The sequence below is a fragment of the Erysipelothrix sp. HDW6C genome, assembly GCF_011299615.1.
Taxonomy (GTDB): Bacteria; Bacillota_I; Bacilli_A; order Erysipelotrichales; family Erysipelotrichaceae; genus Erysipelothrix.
Map to the genome: position 1 here is coordinate 2,275,912 of NZ_CP049861.1, position 17,743 is coordinate 2,293,654.

Annotated in this window: 16 protein-coding genes; 5 read left to right on the forward strand and 11 right to left on the reverse strand. The window is 40.7% G+C overall.

From position 1 onward, the window contains the following. Nucleotides 1–104 precede the first annotated feature (104 nt). Both G7062_RS10965 and G7062_RS11520 read left to right on the forward strand, forming a co-directional pair. Nucleotides 105–1,190 carry an MATE family efflux transporter gene (locus tag G7062_RS10965; RefSeq protein WP_240915957.1) on the forward strand — a complete coding sequence of 362 codons (1,086 nt, stop codon included), beginning with the start codon at nucleotides 105–107 and terminating at the stop codon, nucleotides 1,188–1,190. A 74-nt stretch (nucleotides 1,191–1,264) separates the two neighbouring features. Then, entirely contained in the window at nucleotides 1,265–1,495 is a 231-nt protein-coding gene (locus G7062_RS11520; protein WP_240915958.1) for a hypothetical protein, read from the forward strand. Between the two features lie 187 nt (nucleotides 1,496–1,682). Here G7062_RS11520 and G7062_RS10970 read toward each other — a convergent pair whose 3' ends face one another. From G7062_RS10970 to G7062_RS10980, 3 genes are all read right to left on the reverse strand, one after another. Beyond that, nucleotides 1,683–2,552 (reverse strand): helix-turn-helix domain-containing protein, encoded by an 870-nt coding sequence (locus G7062_RS10970; RefSeq protein WP_166065953.1) that lies wholly within the window; start codon nucleotides 2,550–2,552, stop codon nucleotides 1,683–1,685. A gap of 125 nt (nucleotides 2,553–2,677) precedes the next feature. Further along, entirely contained in the window at nucleotides 2,678–4,273 is a 1,596-nt protein-coding gene (locus G7062_RS10975) for a hypothetical protein (RefSeq protein WP_166065954.1), read from the reverse strand. Nucleotides 4,274–4,378: 105 nt separating this feature from the next. Beyond that, entirely contained in the window at nucleotides 4,379–5,062 is a 684-nt protein-coding gene (locus G7062_RS10980) for a DsbA family oxidoreductase (RefSeq protein ID WP_166065955.1), read from the reverse strand. A 97-nt stretch (nucleotides 5,063–5,159) separates the two neighbouring features. Here G7062_RS10980 and G7062_RS10985 point away from each other — a divergent pair, with 97 nt between their 5' ends. The 3 genes from G7062_RS10985 (at nucleotide 5,160) to G7062_RS10995 (ending at nucleotide 8,308) form a co-directional block, all read left to right on the forward strand. Next, entirely contained in the window at nucleotides 5,160–5,906 is a 747-nt protein-coding gene (locus tag G7062_RS10985; RefSeq protein ID WP_166065956.1) for an NADPH-dependent oxidoreductase, read from the forward strand. Nucleotides 5,907–5,954: 48 nt separating this feature from the next. Then, nucleotides 5,955–6,473: an isoprenylcysteine carboxylmethyltransferase family protein gene (locus G7062_RS10990; RefSeq protein WP_166065957.1), complete on the forward strand. Its 519-nt coding sequence runs from the start codon at nucleotides 5,955–5,957 to the stop codon at nucleotides 6,471–6,473. Between the two features lie 317 nt (nucleotides 6,474–6,790). Continuing rightward, nucleotides 6,791–8,308 carry an ABC-F family ATP-binding cassette domain-containing protein gene (locus G7062_RS10995; RefSeq protein WP_166065958.1) on the forward strand — a complete coding sequence of 506 codons (1,518 nt, stop codon included), beginning with the start codon at nucleotides 6,791–6,793 and terminating at the stop codon, nucleotides 8,306–8,308. Between the two features lie 41 nt (nucleotides 8,309–8,349). Here G7062_RS10995 and G7062_RS11000 read toward each other — a convergent pair whose 3' ends face one another. The 8 genes from G7062_RS11000 to G7062_RS11035 form a co-directional block, all read right to left on the reverse strand. Next, nucleotides 8,350–9,225 carry an SIR2 family protein gene (locus G7062_RS11000; protein ID WP_166065959.1) on the reverse strand — a complete coding sequence of 292 codons (876 nt, stop codon included), beginning with the start codon at nucleotides 9,223–9,225 and terminating at the stop codon, nucleotides 8,350–8,352. A 47-nt stretch (nucleotides 9,226–9,272) separates the two neighbouring features. Then, nucleotides 9,273–9,830 (reverse strand): potassium-transporting ATPase subunit KdpC, encoded by a 558-nt coding sequence (gene kdpC, locus G7062_RS11005; RefSeq protein WP_166065960.1) that lies wholly within the window; start codon nucleotides 9,828–9,830, stop codon nucleotides 9,273–9,275. Nucleotides 9,831–9,838: 8 nt separating this feature from the next. After that, nucleotides 9,839–11,866, reverse strand: a complete 2,028-nt coding sequence (gene kdpB / locus G7062_RS11010) for a potassium-transporting ATPase subunit KdpB (protein WP_240915959.1) — start codon at nucleotides 11,864–11,866, stop codon at nucleotides 9,839–9,841. Between the two features lie 10 nt (nucleotides 11,867–11,876). Continuing rightward, nucleotides 11,877–13,526 carry a potassium-transporting ATPase subunit KdpA gene (kdpA, locus tag G7062_RS11015; protein WP_166065962.1) on the reverse strand — a complete coding sequence of 550 codons (1,650 nt, stop codon included), beginning with the start codon at nucleotides 13,524–13,526 and terminating at the stop codon, nucleotides 11,877–11,879. Nucleotides 13,527–13,535: 9 nt separating this feature from the next. Next, nucleotides 13,536–13,631, reverse strand: coding sequence for a K(+)-transporting ATPase subunit F (gene kdpF, locus G7062_RS11635; RefSeq protein WP_166065963.1), 96 nt, complete (start codon nucleotides 13,629–13,631; stop codon nucleotides 13,536–13,538). A gap of 70 nt (nucleotides 13,632–13,701) precedes the next feature. After that, on the reverse strand, nucleotides 13,702–14,403 hold the full coding sequence (locus tag G7062_RS11025; RefSeq protein WP_166065964.1) for a response regulator transcription factor: 702 nt from the start codon (nucleotides 14,401–14,403) through the stop codon (nucleotides 13,702–13,704). Beyond that, on the reverse strand, nucleotides 14,375–16,981 hold the full coding sequence (locus G7062_RS11030) for a sensor histidine kinase KdpD (protein WP_166065965.1): 2,607 nt from the start codon (nucleotides 16,979–16,981) through the stop codon (nucleotides 14,375–14,377). Before G7062_RS11030 ends, G7062_RS11025 begins: the two co-directional genes overlap by 29 nt. A gap of 269 nt (nucleotides 16,982–17,250) precedes the next feature. Next, nucleotides 17,251–17,703 carry a DIP1984 family protein gene (locus G7062_RS11035; protein WP_166065966.1) on the reverse strand — a complete coding sequence of 151 codons (453 nt, stop codon included), beginning with the start codon at nucleotides 17,701–17,703 and terminating at the stop codon, nucleotides 17,251–17,253. Nucleotides 17,704–17,743 lie beyond the last annotated feature (40 nt).

Genomic DNA, 17,743 nt, shown 5'->3' on the forward strand with positions numbered 1-17,743 from the left:
ATACTGACGCCTAATTTATTTTCATTAATTATGACCATATTGATTGCGTATTAGGGTGCTTTTCTATATCATAGTCTTAGCATTTTCTTGAGGAGGATAGACCGATGAGCATTCGGCGTTTTTTTGGCAGTAAATCATTTTACAAACACGTGGTAATTATAGCAATCCCTTTGATTTTTCAACAGTTGATTAGTAACTCAGTCAACTTAATGGTTAACCTTATGATTGGTCAATTGGGAGACCATGCACTTGCCGGTGTTGCAACTGTCAATCGTTTCTTCCTCATTGCAACTTTTGGTACCAGTGGTGTTATCGGTGCTGCTGCAGTATTTATGGCGCAGTTCTATGGTGCCGATGACCATGAGGGCATGAAGCAAACATTTCGATACACGATATGGGCCGCAACCATCATCATGTCATTATTTCTTGTAATTGGCGTAATGTTTCCAACACAGATTATTGGATTCTTTGTTAATGATCCGAATGTCATTCGTGAGGGACTTAATTTCATTTATATTGGTTCATTAGCATTTATTCCAAACATCGTTACCTTATCAATTGCTGGGTCTATGCGTGCGACCGGTGATTCAAAAACACCCCTCGCTGCTGGAATTGTGTCAGTTATTGTGAATGCATTTTTTAACTACGGACTCATCTATGGAAATTTCGGATTTCCTGCGATGGGCGTTACCGGTGCAGCTATCGGAACCTTAATTGCCCGTACTGCTGAATTAGTGTTTATCAGCTACTTCTTCATCCGCGGTGATTATCCCTTTAAGACAAAAATCGCAGATATGTTCACGATGTCAACAGACATCATCAAGCGTATTTCCTCAAAGGCATTGCCTTTGGTCAGCAATGAAATTCTGTGGGCAACAGGGATGGCCCTCTTATTACGATTTTACGCATCCCGTGGTCCAGAGGTTATCTCGGGATATTCAATTGCTTCAACAGTATCGGACATGTTCTTTACAATGAATGCTGGAATGTCGATTGCGATCACCATTTTAGTATCACAACCCCTCGGTGCAGGAAACTTTGATGAAGCACGCGACAATGGGTATCACCTAATTGGGTTTGGCGTCATTTTGAGCGCCATCTTCGGGTATTACTGTTTGTTACAACCTTCTTTATCCCTGCAATCTATTCGGTCTCTAACGAGGCAATGTGGACCGCTCAGACATTCTTAAGAATTCAATCCCCTTTGTTTAGTATTTATGTTATGAATACAACCTGTTACTTCATTCTAAGGGCGGGTGGTGATATGCGTTCAACCCTTATGCTGGATTCTGGTTATATGTGGTGTGTTAACTTAGTTGCAGTAGGACTTGCAACCTACTTTACGCCTTGGGGTATCATTGGTTTGTATCTGGTTGGACAATCCACCGATATTTTCAAAATGATGGTTGCCTTCCGCTTTGTACGTAAAGAAAAATGGCTCACAAATTTAGCCGCAGAAGAAACGCCCATCGATCTAGAGTTTGAATTAACTTAAAATCGTCTTTGTTATTCACCACACTCCTATGTACACAAACGCTAAATGAGGACCATCCCCACAATGATCCTCATTTTCCTTTATCGAATTTCAACAGAACCTATTATGGTTGTTGAGCTTTTATTTAGAATTTATGATTCATAAATGATGACATTTGCTATTTAAACTAACGTAAACAAATGCTCACTTATGTCATATTTTCATTGGATAGTGCGCGCTTTATGACATTGTCAGAATCTGTAAGCACTACATTGTTCTGTCTGAAGTATTTTGTAATTTCCACAAAATAAGCAAACGCTTCACCATAATTTTTGTAGTATTCAATTGATAAATCTAGGCGGATTTTTTCACCATTCTTCGTTGTAATTGCGATAAACATATCCGATAGCAAAATGTAATAACTAAGCACAGTTGGATAGTAATAGTGAAGGGGTCCCGGAATAATATCTTCATCACGAACCGGCTTCTGGATATAAGTTACTTCCGCACTCGCAATATCTGCGTATGCAACTGATTTGAGCAGTGCGTTGTCTTGTCCATGAACTAAGATATAGCGGATGCGCTGGATTTTTTCTTTGAATGTGTATGTTTCAATGTATTGAATGGCATCATCTTCGATCACCCAGTACGGTAGCGTCTTATCAGAATATTGCGCAAAGACCATAGTTGCTAGAGTTATTGCAAGCGCCAATGAAACAGCTATTACATAACCAAGTCCAGGTAAATTCGTCTCAAACCATAGTCCCGGAATTAAGAAGAATGTGACCAAAAAGCTCAAAACTGCATAGATATTTCCCATTATTTTCCGTATAAGCAGACTGCGATCGGGTTTTATGCCTATAACAAAAGGTCTTTCGATAAACTTATATCCTGTTAGCAGTTCATCTGTCGAAACATTAAAAAGTTGTGATAATTGGATTATATTGTCAATATCAGGATATGTTACTCCTTGCTCCCATTTCGAAATTGATTGTCGCGATAGGCGCAATTTATCAGCTAAATCTTGTTGTGTCATATGTTGCTGCTCGCGCAAGTTTCTTATTTGTTTTTCAATCATACATTATGACCTCCTCTATACCTTGATTATACTGAACTGCTCACTTAAGTAACGCACGCAGTGCGTGCATTATAATTAAAATCCCCAGATTGGCTCAAAATCACAGCTAACATGGGGATTTTCTATTATTTAATTGACTCTACAGCGGTAACCTTTGTAGCTGTAGTGGTAAATTTAATCGTATTTCCTGTTGCCATAAATGCAAGTCGATCATCGAGAATAAGCGGTGCTTGGAAGATACCTTCATGTCCCTCAACCGTAAACAAGTAGAAGGTATTGCCATCTATGAGTACTTGACGAACATCGAGCACCTTGGCTTCGATGGTTTCGACATCTTCAGGCACAAGACCTTCTTGTGATCCCATGACATTGAGATAGGCTTTCTCTGCTAACGCAGATGTATCTCCGACTGCAGATTTCGTATAGTCTTGATAATTCACATACGATAGTCCACGCACAACTCCAGAAGCATCTTTAAGAGACATAACATAGGTTGGGAATCCTCCGACATTTTGAAGTGTCGGTGTTGTCGGAGTATAACCTTTTTCTTGAATTGATCCAACAGCAGTCATTTGTGCTGAAGTTAAGGAAACCCCAGGTAATGCCAACTCCATTGCCTCGCCAGTGCGGCGGTTCATAAAGAGTAATCCTGTTGTGGAACTTGAATCCAACTTAATTGGACGAACTCCCGCAAAAATGTAGATTTCATCATCGATTGAAACATAGTTATAGGATCCTTCTTCACTATCAACCGACATAACACCTTTTTGTTGCATAATGGAGTTAATGTAACCCCCTTTTAATGTGTAATAGTCTTTGGCTTGTGCCATCAACATTGACGTAGGATATACAGAATCAACCCACTCGGGAATTTCATCAAGTTCATATTTCTTGGTTTCTCCTGTAACCGCATCAACAATGATGAGATTATTCATGTCTTTAGCACCCCAAAGACCCACTCGTTTGGTGATACCTTGAACAAGCCAATACGGATGTCCTGCATCATCAATTTCGAAATACCAATCATCCAAGTAACTGAACTTATGGTGCAGTGCGACATGGCGGTGTAAATCGTATTGAAGTGGTGCGTCTGGGTAATATTTCATCGGCTCATCCATCGTCACAATTTTTGCTTGAGCATTAAGATTTCCATCACCCGTTGTGACCATAACATAGTAGGGAACCCCATCGCTGAAGTTCATGTATTTCTTCAATGTATCGGTATATTGAAATGGAGCAACGCGCACCATTTTTCCTTGATAGTTGATTTGTGAGAACTCATCAACATCAATTTCAAATCGTGATGAGAGATCATCAAGCTCCCCTATTTTCTTCTCCGCGGCGAGAATGGCCGAATCTTTATCCACGTAGGACATCTCGACCGTGTGTTCACTACTGTATAAGTCGGCAAAGTTCACTTGCTTCACCGGACCAATGACATTGGCATAACGTTTTGCGTTGATGAGTTTTGAGGACATCAAACCTCCAACAACAAACAGTACAGCAAATGTTGCAGCAATAATCCCAAATGTTCCAAAGAACTTCTTATAGTTATCGCGATCGATAAATAAAATTCCAGCAATAACGAGGATAAAGAAACTGAGATAAAGCATCGAGGCAACATTCATGAAGTTGTAGGTATTTCCCTTCCAAACATCAATAATGACGAAGACAACAACTATGGCTGCTATCTGCCATGCCTTTCTTTTATTAAATTTCATTGTATTTCCTCCAAACTTTGTATCTTCATTTTACCACTTTTTCAAGACCAATTTCATATTTACACTACGAAACAAAAGAAAAGACCACCTGAGTGGTCTTAAAATCTAGATTGCACACGAGTCATCCGTACACATGAGATCATCATCTTGTGTTACTGCCGGTTCAAGTGTTGCGACATAGTTCATTGCTTGTTTGAAAGTTTCGATGGGTTGTGCTCCTGATAGGGATACTTTGTCATCAAAGACAAAATGAGGAACACCTTTAGCGCCAATCATTTGTGCCCATTGTTCATCTTGACGTACTTTCAATGCGTACTCATCCGATGCCAATGCTGCACGAATATCTGCTTCTAAAAGACCCGCTTCGAAACCCAATGCAACCAAAGTTTCATCATCCCCTAAGTCCTTGGCATGTTCAAACAAAGCCGACATCCCAATTTCTGTGAATGCGTTACCCACACCTTTTAATTTAGCAAGTTGTAAAACCTTGTGTGCTTTAAATGTATTGTTATCAATCATTGTATCAAAGTTGTAGTTTAATCCTACGGATGATGCCATATCGACAACACGTTTGTTGTTTGCTTGTGCTTCCGCAACACTGATACCATATTTTGCGGCGATATGCTCGGCAACTGTTTCACCATTGGCGCCTTCATAGTTGGGGTCCAATTCAAAACTCATCATCTCAATTTCAACATCTTTTCCTAAATCTTTAATTGCTGCTTCCAAATGTCTTTTACCAATATAGCAGAATGGACAACGGAAGTCTGACCAAATTTGTACTTTCATATTCGTCACCTCTCCCTTATATCTTAACCCTGCGGTCGTTACCTACCAAACAATATGCCCACCATGATATAATACAAAAAAAATGAAAGAGGTCGTTATGAATCCAACCATTACAACGCAATTGAACCACCGTACTATTCGCTCATTTAAAGATACACCCATCTCTCAAGACATTATCACAACACTTGTAGATGTTGCTCAGCAAACCGCCACAAGCAGTTTCCGACAAGCCTATTCCATCATCAGTATTACCGACAAGAAACTCCAAGAGGCAATTGGTGCCATCAGTGGACAACCCTATGTGGGGACCGCGCCGCATCTTTTTATAGTCGCACTCGATTTGTATCGCAATCATCAAATTGCTAAGGAAAATGGAGTTGATACCGCTGTTGTCATGAGTGCTGATCGCTTTCTTGCCGCCGCAATGGATACCGGTCTGGTTGTGCAAAACATGGTTGTTGCAGCTGAAAGTCTCGATTTAGGAACCGTTATTCTGGGAAGCATCCAAAACGATGCACAACAAATGATCGAGCTTCTTCAACTCCCAAAGCACACCTTTCCCTTACTAGGGCTGGCCATTGGTTACCCCAATGAGCAACCACAACTAAAACCCCGCTTGCCGCAGTCCTTTATCCACTTTGAAAACAGCTACAAGCAGTTTGACAACCTCAATACAGCGTTGCATGACTACAACAATGTCGTAACAACCTATTACGATTTACGCGACAAGAACAACCGCGTTGATACATTCACCAATCAAGTGACAAACAGCATGCTGCAAAAGCATCCAAAACGAATGAAAAACTTGGAAGTCTTACACAATCAAGACCTCATCAAAATCTAATATATTGCACAAGTAAGGTATGATATACTAACACAAAGGAGATATCCAATGAACGCTAGTATACTCTTAATACCTTTCTTTTTTATTCGCTTTTTCCTCTTAAATCAAAGTGGTAAGAATGTGAGTCAGCGGGCTGCACATTTCGCACCACTACACGGCAATGAACGGATTGCTTATTTCATCTACCAACTGACGACACTCGCACTCATTGTTGTACCCTTTCTTCTCACCATTGAGGTGCATGGCGTGGTGTCCGTACTTGGTTGGATTTTGTATGCATTGAGTCTCATCATCTTGTATTTTGCGATTGTCCATTTCGCCAAGCCTGGGGATGGTGGCATCAACACAAACGGAATTTACCAATATTCCCGCAATCCCATGTACGGGGCATATTTTATTTTCTTCCTATCCTGCGCAATTTTAACGCAGTCTTGGGTATATCTTGGCATTTTAGTCCTATTCCAAATTGCCACGCATTGGATCATTCTTGCGGAGGAGCGTTGGTGTCAGGCAACATTTGAAGATGCATACACCGTGTATGCATCGAAAGTACGACGCTATCTCTAGGCAGCATTTTGCACACACCTTGACCCAACATTATGGCAATGGTAAAATAACGTTAGAATAAGGTGATATTATGTTTTTCAAAATAGACAAACGCGTCGCAAGACGTCGCTCTGTACAACTGATATCGATGAAGCGTTGTATAAGAGGTTAGCGAAACACGATTGTTTCTCATACTTCATCAAAGACACGAACAATAAGCACTCATGTGCCGTGTTTTTGATGCACTCAAACTTTTAGTTAGGGTCGTATACGTTTAAACGTTGCGACCTTTTGTATGCAAAAAACACGTTTGTTATTTTAGAAAGCAGGATATACTTATGGCATATTTAGAAATACGAGATTTAAAACACACATTCCAAGAACGCACACTCTACAGTGACGTTAACTTAGAAATTCATAAAGGAGAACATGTTGGGATTGTTGGGCAAAATGGTGCTGGAAAATCGACATTCATGAATTTCCTAACCAATGCAATTCCTCATGACGAAGGGATTATTAAATGGCAGAATAATTTGGACATTGGTCACCTTGATCAATATGCAAAAGTTGACTTGGATCAAACCATTGAACAATACCTTAAACGCGTTTATCAGGATTTATACGAATTGGAAGCACGCATGAACCAATTGTATGTTGATGCCGCAACCGATCACAATCTTTTAACACAAGCAGCAAACATTCAAGAAAAACTCCTCGACAGCAATTTTTATGATATTGATACTGAAATCAATAAAGTAGTTCAAGGACTGGGTATCGCAGCAATTGGTGTCGATCGTCAGTTGAGCACACTCAGTGGTGGGCAACGCGCAAAAGTTATTTTAGGAAAACTTCTTTTAAGTGAGCCTGATGTACTCCTCCTTGATGAACCTACAAACTTCTTAGATTTTGAGCATGTTTTGTGGTTGGGGGATTATCTCAAAGGATTTCCTGGAACATTCCTGGTCATCTCACACGATACCGATTTTCTTTCCACAATTACTACAACCATTTTAGACATTGAATTTGGATCGATGAAGAAATTCCATGGTAATTACGCCAGCTTCATCAAACAGAAAGCACACCTTCGTAAAGAATATGTCAGCAATTATACGAAACAGCAAGCACACATTGAGAAAACTGAAGCCTACATTCGTAAGAATAAAGCTGGTGGTAATGCTAAGATGGCACGTGGGCGTCAAAAACAACTCGACCGCCTTGAGCGCATCGGCGATCCACAGATTAATGAAGTTGCGCGATTCCGTTTCAAAGAAACAAACATGAATTCACACCGACTCTTGCGGGTGACTGACCTTGAGATTGGTTATGATAAACCACTCCTTTCGCCACTCAACTTTGAGTTAATGGGTGGCGAGAAGATCGTCATTACAGGATTCAATGGTATTGGAAAGTCCACGCTCATCAAAACACTGATTAATGAGATTGAAAAACTATCAGGTAATTATGAATTTACAGATAGTGTGAAGTTTGGCTACTTTGAGCAAGATACACAATGGGCCAAAAATAAGGATACACCCTTACAACACCTTCATTACTATTTCCAAGACCACACCGAAAAGTCTTTGCGTCAGCTTCTTGCAACATGTGGCGTTAAATCCGAACACGTTGCGCGTTCAATTAATACGTTGAGTGGTGGTGAGCAAGCAAAGGTTAAACTCGCACACTTGATTCTGACTAACTCGAACCTTTTGATTATGGATGAGCCAACCAACCATCTTGACGTTGAAACAAAAGAAGTCCTACAAACCGCGTTGCAATTGTTCAACGGGTCGGTTATTCTCGTCTCACATGAAAAGGAATTTTATGATGGATGGGTTGATCGCATCATCAAAATCTAACAAAAACACGATACATTCGCAAAAGCATGTATCGTGTTTTTCTATTTATTTATGGATGTGCGAATCATTTTGTAGATTGATGGGTACCCTTCTGCATACGATTGTGCTTTTACCATTACGGTCTCAACATTAAAACTTTGCAAGGTCGTTTCCTTTGCATCACTGCCATTGACTTCATAATACGTAATGGTATTGGTAACCAATTGTGGTTTCATATTCATTAAACGGGTGCGAAGACTTAAGATCCACCAAACATCGAGTTCCGAATAATCAAGACCGTAGCCCACAAGATGTACATCAGTCGTAAAGAACAGTTCAAACCATCGTTCAAAACGAAATTTTTTGAATATTTTAGACACATCTGTTATATCTTCAATACGCTCTAGCGCTTGGGTCATCTTACTCAAGTTACCGACATAATGGTCATATCCAAGACAAATAGACTTGGGTCTCAGTGCTTCACCATGGATATGAAAAATGCGTTTCTTATTCACTTCAATGTAACGTTCGGCACTGTAACGTGTTTCATCACGGCTGTTTGGATAGCGATTAATGGCCGATGTGTCGACAGTAAATGCATCATCCAACGTTGCTTCAAGAATATAGTCATAGTTTGGTGTGATGATATTTGAAATGGATAAATGTGTAAATTTGCGTCGTAAATCTTCGCTACCAATTTTTGGAATCTTCTGGAAAATCTCAGCAAGGGTCTCGTTGATTGCATCATAGGAAACACTTGCACTTCCACTTTGATACAATGCATTGGTAATATACTCAAAAAGTAGTGTTGGTGGCAGGTTGGGATCTATTGAATCATTTGCTGCCTGCGCATCAATTTTAACAAGTACATCATTCCATGATGGACCTTCATATACACGGTTTAATCCATTACCAATGAAAAGCGTTTGTCGGTTCATAGTCACACACCTCACTTCTGTATTAATCATAACAAAAGAACGTTCCATTAGGAACGTTCTTTTTGCAATGCGATGTTTAAGTTTAATACATTTACATTATTATCGCGATCTTTATTTTCATCAATGAGGCGTGTCACTGTAGTGGGTTCCAAGCCATTTTCAAGCGCAACACGATCCAATTGCATGAGTGCACCTTGATAACTGATATGTGGATCCAACCCTGAAGCGGACTCTGTAACCATATCAAGCGGAATATCCGCACGCGTGATGCCAGGGTTCTCATTTAAAAGAACTTGAATGGTTGCTTCGACACGTGCCTTCAATGCAGGATCACTGGGACCCATGTTGTTGGATCCTGATGCTTGATTGGTCCCATTCATGTTGTAGTTAATCGCAGAAGGACGACCATGAAAGTACTCCGGACCTTCGAATGCTTGTCCCAAAAGTGAAGAACCAACGTATTGACCGGCTACTGTAACCATGCTTCCATTTGCTTGACTGGGAAACACTACCTGAGCAATACCAGTGAGGAGCAATGGAAATGCAAGTCCACAAATAAGAATGGTTGCTAGTGATGCAACGATATTTTTTCGTAAATTTTTCATAAGACCTCCTAGATACCCAAGGCAAGAAGCACAGGCGTAATTATCATATCAATCAGTTTAATTGCGATAAATGGGGTAATAATGCCACCCAATCCGTACACGAGCATATTTCGTGCCAGCAACTTATCCGATGCGTCCGGGCGATATTTAACACCCTTCATTGCAAGAGGAATCAATGCTGGAATAATCAATGCATTAAAAATGAGTGCACTTAAGATTGCTGAATTTGCCGAACTCAAGTTCATAATATTCAAAACACTTAAAGCTGGAACAGCTGCAACAAAGAGTGCCGGTAGGACTGCGAAGTATTTGGCAATATCATTGGCAATACTAAATGTTGTAAGGGCACCACGAGTCATTAATAATTGCTTACCAATTTCAACAATATCCAATATTTTTGTTGGATCAGAGTCGAGGTCAACCATGTTGGCCGCTTCCTTTGCAGCAATGGTTCCACTGTTCATGGCAATCCCAACATCTGCTTGAGCAAGTGCAGGTGCGTCGTTGGTTCCATCCCCTGTCATCGCAACAATTTTTCCGTTTGCTTGCTCTTTCTTAATTTCATCAATCTTATCTTCTGGCTTACACTCCGCTAAGAATCCATCAACACCAGCTTCTTGCGCAATGGTTGCGGCAGTAAGTGGATTATCTCCTGTACACATAATGGTTTTAATCCCCATTGCACGCAAGCGAGCAAAGCGTTCGACAAGACCTTCTTTAATGGTATCTTTAAGATAAATAACGCCCAGAATTGTTTGATTGCGAACAACCACAAGTGGTGTTCCACCCAATTTGGAAATCGATGCGACTTTTTCATCTAAATCTTGAGGTATTTTACTTCCAAGATTTAAGGTATATGTCTTGATGGCATCCGCTGCACCTTTTTGGACTTTAACGGCTTCACGTTCATAACCACTCATTCGAGTTTGGGCCGTGAATTCATTAAAGACAGCCGATTCCAATAAATCGGTTTCAACACGAATGTTCATACGATCTGCTAAAGCTACAATTGATTTTCCTTCAGGGGTGTTGTCATCCATTGACGAAAGAGCAGCGTTGAACACTAACTCCTCCAATGCAATGCCTTGAACTGGAATAAACTCAGCAGCAAGACGGTTTCCATAAGTAATTGTCCCTGTCTTATCAAGAATCATAACATCCACATCACCACAAGATTCAACTGCCTTACCTGACATTGCAATCACGTTAAAGCGGGTGACACGGTCCATCCCTGCAATTCCGATTGCAGAGAGCAATCCCCCAATTGTTGTTGGGATCAAGCAGACTGTCAACGCAATCAAAGTTGAAGTGGGAATCGTAATGCCAAGGTAGCGCGCCATCGGTTGCAATGCAACAATAACAATTAAGAAAATAATAGTCAGTGATACAAGCAAGGTACTCAATGCGATCTCATTGGGTGTTTTCTTACGCGATGCACCCTCAACCATGCTAATCATCTTATCGAGAAATGATTCACCAGGTTGTGATGATATTTCAATTTTTAGATAATCACTTGCAACAGTTGTCCCGCCCGTGACAGAACAGAAATCGCCACCTGGTTCTTTAACAACAGGTGCGGACTCTCCAGTAATTGCGGATTCATCCACAGATGCAACCCCTTCAATGACCTCACCATCATTCGGAATGGTTTCTCCTGCCTTTACAATAACGACATCACCACGTGTGAGCAGTGTTGCGGAAACAGTCTCAATGTCTCCATTTGCGAGCACGCGATTTGCCATCATATCTTTTTGTGTTTGTTTCAATGAACTGGCTTGTGCTTTTCCACGACCTTCAGCAATGGATTCCGCGAAGTTTGCAAACAAGAGTGTGATCAAGAGAATGAATGCAACAATTCCATTGATCAAACGTAAGTTATCTCCCGTATCGCCAAACATATGTGGAAATATCGTAAGGAGTACACTCATGAAAAAGCCAATCTCGACAACGAACATCACGGGATTTTTTATCATGGTGCGGACATCAAGTTTTTTGACACTTCCAATCAGTGCTGTTTTAATAATATCTTTATTCACGATATCCCTCCTATAATCCAAGCATTAATGCTTCGGAAATCGGTCCCAAAATCAAAGCTGGGAAAAATGTAAGTGCAGAAATCAATACAATAATAACAACGAGAGCAATCGTAAATATGCCCGTATTCGTGCGTAATGTACCAGACGATTGGGCCATGCTTTGCTTGCGCAATAAGAGCCCTGCAACATTAAGTTGAAGATACATCGTTGCATAACGTGCAATCATCATGACGACTCCAGTGCTTAAGTTCCAAAAGGTTGTATTATCAACAAGCCCTTCAAATCCAGACCCATTGTTTGCGGCGGATGACGTAAACTCATACAAGACTTGCGTAAAGCTATGGTGTGTTCCGGATAGATTACCCACAACCATCAATGCAATGGCACTGAAACCAAGAATGAGCAATGGATGGATGATAATGACCATTGCAACACGCTTCATTTCATTGCTTTCAATTTTCTTACCAAGATATTCAGGCGTACGACCAATCATTAATCCACAAATGAATACAGTTAAGAGGACATACATGATTAAGTTCATAAATCCAACACCCGATCCTCCAAACACGACATTAAGCATCATGAGAAAGAGCGGTACAAAGCCACCCATGGGTGTCAGGGAATCGTGCATTGCATTCACCGACCCGGTCGTAAATGCAGATGATACGGTTGAGAATAATGATGATTGAATCACACCAAAACGAAGTTCTTTTCCCTCAAGATTACCAATATTCTCCAAGCCGAGTTGACTGAAGATTGGATTTCCTTTTGTTTCGGAAAGTATAATGATTGCTAAGCAGATAAAGAAGAACAATGCTGAAACAACCAACAATGGTGTACTCTCGCTTGTGTGCTTGCGATCTTTCTTTCGATCATAAGCCTTCATTCCAAAGGCAACAAGCAACCCGCCTGGGACAAGTGTCATTGCAATCATATTGATAATATTCGTAATGATTGTTGGATTCTCAAATGGCATGGCTGAGCTTGCGCCAAAGTATCCACCACCATTGGTTCCAAGGTGTTTAATTGCTTCAAGTGCTGCGACAGGTCCGACATTAAGTGTCTGTGTTTGACCGGTAATGGTTGTCACATGTATTTGTGAAGCGATGGTTTGGGGAACACCTTGCCATACCAAGAGCAATCCAATAAAAATTGATAATGGTAATAAAAATCGCGTAAGGATTCGAATTAGATCAGCATAGAAATTTCCCATTTCCGAACCTGTTAGAGCACGAATAAATGCAAAACCAACTGCAATTCCCGAAGCACTGGAAACAAACATCATTGTAATGATAACAAGCATTTGTGTCATCAATGTAAGTCCAGTTTCTCCTGCATAATGTTGTAAGTTTGTATTGGTAATAAAACTTACAATTGTGTTGAGGGCCTGACCTGGATTCATCAAGTTATGCGATAAAATCATAATCAAGATGAAGCCTATCAATCCAAGCATCATGTTCATACCAAATAGGGCAAAGAAATATTGCTTCCACCCCATATTGGCACCACGACTGCCCATCATTTTCATCATAAACTTTTCAAATGGTCTTAGAACACGATCACCAATTAAAGGGCGATTGTTCATAATCAAATAAAGATAACGACCTGCCCCATACATTGCACATGCAGCTAAGACACAAAAAATAATTGAATATCCCATACCTTCTCCTTAAAATTGTTCTGGATAAATAAGTGCGTAAATCAAATACGCAAACAATGCACCAATGATTGCCACAAGTAATAGAATCATTAAAACATCTCCCATCTCTATGTGTTGTGATTATAGCACTGAAGGTATTAAGACGGTATTAAGATTACGGCAATAAAAAACCTCCTTAAGGGAGGCGAGTTTCTTCAACTTTAATCATGCGGTATCCAACCCCGACATGGGTTTGAATATACTGGTTATCCGCATCGTATTTCTCAATTTTTTTACGAAGTGTTGTCATAAAAACGCGTAATGCAGGAATGTTATCAGAGTACAGACCCCATACTTCTTTGAGAATCGTGTTGTAGGTCAATACTTTCCCCACATTTTGTGATAACAAAACTAACAGTTTGTATTCAATTGGTGTGACATGCAGTTCGTGTGCATGCACAAGTACTGTTCCTGCCTCAGTATTGATGGTCAATTCACCATTCTTAAAAACGGTCTCTTGATCACCAAGACTGCGGATTCGTCGCTCGGCCACGCGAATTCGTGCTAACAGTTCATCAGTATTAAAGGGCTTTGTAAGATAATCATCCGCGCCAGCATCCAATGCAGCAATTTTATCATCCATCTCGGCACGCGCACTCACGACGATTATCGGTGTCGATGCATTTTGTCGCACGGCACCTACAATTTCTACCCCATCCATATCCGGTAATCCCAGATCAAGAATGATTATTTCGGGATTGTTTGCAGAGATGAGCTGCAATGCTTCACGCCCACTGCTTGCAACTGAATACTTATACCCTGAGGCATCCAGTGTTGCAGCAATTAAGTTTTGAATGCGTTTATCATCTTCAACGACGAGTAAGTTTGCTTTCATCAACCATCATCCTTTCAAGTTCAATACTAAAACAAGCACCATGAGGTAGTACATCCGATACACTAATTGTTCCGCCATGAGCATTTACAATCTCTCGAACCAAGTAAAGACCCAGTCCCATACCCCGTTGGCGGTCTTGGTTTTCAGTGTAGAACATATCAAAGAGATGTTCTTTGTCTTGAATCCCCAAACCTGTATCACTGAAGTGAATGCGTACACGATTCCCAATCGATTCTGTAGTAATTGCAATTACTGCATCTTTTGGAGTATATTTAAGGGCATTATCGAGAATATTCATAAAGACCTGAACCATAAGTTTGGAATCAACATCGACCATCTCAATGTCATCGCTAGCGGTGTATTGAATCATGCGACCGTGTGTTTTAGCACTGACTCGTTGGATGCTTTCGCGAATCAAATCTTCAAGCACTTCACCCTCAGGATGAATAATTGCATTCTTATTATCAATGCGTGTCATTGCCAGCAGGTTTTCGACAAGGTCAATCAACCAAAGCGAATCTTCTTGAATATCTTTGTAGATACTGAGGCGTTGGTGAGGCTCCATTGTTTCGTGGTCAATTAAGAATTTTGCATTTCCTGAAATACTTGTGAGCGGCGTCCTTAAATCATGGGAAATTGTTCGTAGAATATTGGAACGCAGTTTCTCTTGTTCAAGAACCAACGTTGATTGTCGTTGGCTCTCATCCAACTCTGTTTTCTCTAAAGCGAGCCCACCTTCATTTATTAAAGATACGAGCAGGTTTTTCTCAAAAGGATCCAAGACACTATCACCCAATTCGATTGCAAGAACAGCAACAACTTTTTGGACTGAGCGAATGGCAAGGTATGTGCATTTTCCATTTGAAAGTGTGTTTGTCTGCGCTCCTGCCCGTTTGTTGTTGGCATACACCCACTGTGCAATAGCTTGTTCTTGCTGATTTAACAGTTCATCGTGGATGTAGTCCGGGCTGGCGTCGGCAAAGACCATTGGCACAAGCTGTCCCTCTTCCTTAGAATAAACAATAACATTGCGATTCACAAGTTTGCTAACTTGCTGTCCTAATTCCGATATAATTGCTTCTTTTGTCGTTGCTTGTTGGAATTTTAAACTGGTTTCTAAAAGGACTTCAGTACGGTATGTCTTTTTCACAGAATTAATGTCTTTCATTTTTATTTTCGTCGTAAGCGTACTTGTAATCAAAGCGGCAATAAACATAAATAAAAACGTAAAAGGGTAACCCGAGTCATAAGCAGCCAAAGTAAACTGCGGTTCGGTAAAGAAAAAATTAAAAACGATAACCGATACAATCGATGCAATCCCCGACCAAATGCGACCGCGCGTAAGCAAAGATATAAACAGTACGCCCAAGAGATAGACAATAATAATGTTGGCTTCACTGAACCCCATATCGGCAAAGAGATATCCCAGTGCAGTTGCAACCATAATCACAGCTCCAGCGATCAATCCATCCTTCCAACGAAATTCTTCTTTTGAAAGAATCCGTTTACGTTTATCATAATATCCACTTGCTGTGTCCGGAATGACATAGACATCAATTTGTGGTGCGTAGGTACTTAATTGATCAATAATTGAGGTGCGATTGAATACATGACGTTGACGAATGGAGCGACCAATTACGATTTTTGTAACATGGCTCACTTTAGCGTATTCGGATATTTGTCCCGCAACATCATCACCAAAAAGGGTTGTGATTTGTGCGCCCAGTTCCTCAGCCAGGCGAATGTTTCGACGCAAAACCTCATGGTCTACACGATCATCGTCATCTTCGAGTTCGACATAAACTGCCGTAAACTGAGCGTGAAACGCATCACTCAAACGCGCAGCTGTTCGAATCACCTTCTCATTGGATGGTGATGCGGATAAACACACTAAGATATGTTCTTTGGCACTGTAACTTGCAGTTTTATAGTGTGCACTGTTGATTTGATCGGCAGTCTTCCGCAGGGCAATTTCACGCAAAGCAACCAGTTTATCTTCAGTGAAGAAATTTTCCAATGCTCGTTTGGCTTGTGTTTCTTTGTAAATTTTCCCACGATGAAGGCGCGTCATCAATTCGTGAGGTGCAATATCAATTAACTCAACGGTATCCGCTTGTTCAAATACATGGTCAGGAACACGTTCATTAACTACAATCCCTGTGATTGTTTCAACAACATCGTTCAGACTTTCAATGTGCTGTATGTTTACGGTCGTGTATACATCGATACCATTTCGGAGTAACTCTTCAATATCTTGATATCTTTTTTTATGTCGCGATCCTGGGGCATTGGTATGGGCAAGCTCATCAACGATAACAACCTCTGGATTGCGTTCAAGCGCAGCTTCAAGATCAAACTCGTACAACTTAACCCCTTTGTAGTCAACAGTCTGCGGTGTGAGCACTTCAAGATTTTGAATTCGTGCCGTCGTTTCTGGTCGCTGATGCGGTTCGATATAGCCACCCACAACATCGACACCACTTCGCAGTAATTCATTAGCCTCATCCAGCATTGCAAAAGTCTTCCCAACACCTGCTGCATAGCCCAAGAATATTTTAAGTTTTCCTGATTGTCTGTCCATACGCCACCTACACTTCTCTCTTCATTATAGCACCGCCCCTATTAAGATTGTATAAAGAAAGACACTCTTACGGAGTGCCTTATGAACTCATTATCCCCTTACCGCCCTCATATCTTGATGACATAGCGTAATTAAGCGTACTTTGTAATCTGTAACTTAAAAAATGTTTGGCTTAAAGTATAGTATATGAACCGCCGATTCTCCAAGTGAGTTGATGCGATTCAGGTTCGCATCTACCTTTTATGTCCATCAAAATACTACCGTCTGGATTATATTTCCGTACTCCAGTTGAGTTCTTGAATTGCAACGTCCAACATGCGAATATCCTTAGCAAAGCCGTCGATTTTTTTTTGAAGCTTTGGAATATCAATAAGAACGACTGTTTTAATTTCTGTTCGTGTGAGTCGATAATCTTGATCTGTCGCATTATTGACAATTCCAACGAGTGCATCCCGTTTCGCCACAAGATTATCACGAGCCACAATTGCATCAATGATTGATCGGCCATCCTTGAGTTTGGTCACGCTATTGGCATTGTTGATGCGCGCAATAAGCGCCGCCTGCTCATCGCTTAATTGAAGCAGACTTGCAATCAAATCATTGGGATCCTCCAGTGGTTTTGAGTCTTCTTGTATCTTAGAATTCTTCAAAATTCTCTGTTGCAGTTCGAATATTTTAGTTCGATTCTCTGCACGTAGTAATAAACATTCAGCAAGTTTCATGCTATTCCCCTCCTTGATTACTCTTATCATACGCTAATCC

Bases quoted from the DNA above. Each gene is read 5' to 3' on its own strand.
- G7062_RS10965 (WP_240915957.1), top strand. From the start codon at position 105: ATGAGCATTCGGCGTTTTTTTGGCAGTAAATCATTTTACAAACACGTG.
- G7062_RS11520 (WP_240915958.1), top strand. From the start codon at position 1,265: ATGCGTTCAACCCTTATGCTGGATTCTGGTTATATGTGGTGTGTTAAC.
- G7062_RS10970 (WP_166065953.1), bottom strand. From the start codon at position 2,552: ATGATTGAAAAACAAATAAGAAACTTGCGCGAGCAGCAACATATGACA.
- G7062_RS10975 (WP_166065954.1), bottom strand. From the start codon at position 4,273: ATGAAATTTAATAAAAGAAAGGCATGGCAGATAGCAGCCATAGTTGTT.
- G7062_RS10980 (WP_166065955.1), bottom strand. From the start codon at position 5,062: ATGAAAGTACAAATTTGGTCAGACTTCCGTTGTCCATTCTGCTATATT.
- G7062_RS10985 (WP_166065956.1), top strand. From the start codon at position 5,160: ATGAATCCAACCATTACAACGCAATTGAACCACCGTACTATTCGCTCA.
- G7062_RS10990 (WP_166065957.1), top strand. From the start codon at position 5,955: ATGAACGCTAGTATACTCTTAATACCTTTCTTTTTTATTCGCTTTTTC.
- G7062_RS10995 (WP_166065958.1), top strand. From the start codon at position 6,791: ATGGCATATTTAGAAATACGAGATTTAAAACACACATTCCAAGAACGC.
- G7062_RS11000 (WP_166065959.1), bottom strand. From the start codon at position 9,225: ATGAACCGACAAACGCTTTTCATTGGTAATGGATTAAACCGTGTATAT.
- kdpC (WP_166065960.1), bottom strand. From the start codon at position 9,830: ATGAAAAATTTACGAAAAAATATCGTTGCATCACTAGCAACCATTCTT.
- kdpA (WP_166065962.1), bottom strand. From the start codon at position 13,526: ATGGGATATTCAATTATTTTTTGTGTCTTAGCTGCATGTGCAATGTAT.
- kdpF (WP_166065963.1), bottom strand. From the start codon at position 13,631: ATGGGAGATGTTTTAATGATTCTATTACTTGTGGCAATCATTGGTGCA.
- G7062_RS11030 (WP_166065965.1), bottom strand. From the start codon at position 16,981: ATGGACAGACAATCAGGAAAACTTAAAATATTCTTGGGCTATGCAGCA.
- G7062_RS11035 (WP_166065966.1), bottom strand. From the start codon at position 17,703: ATGAAACTTGCTGAATGTTTATTACTACGTGCAGAGAATCGAACTAAA.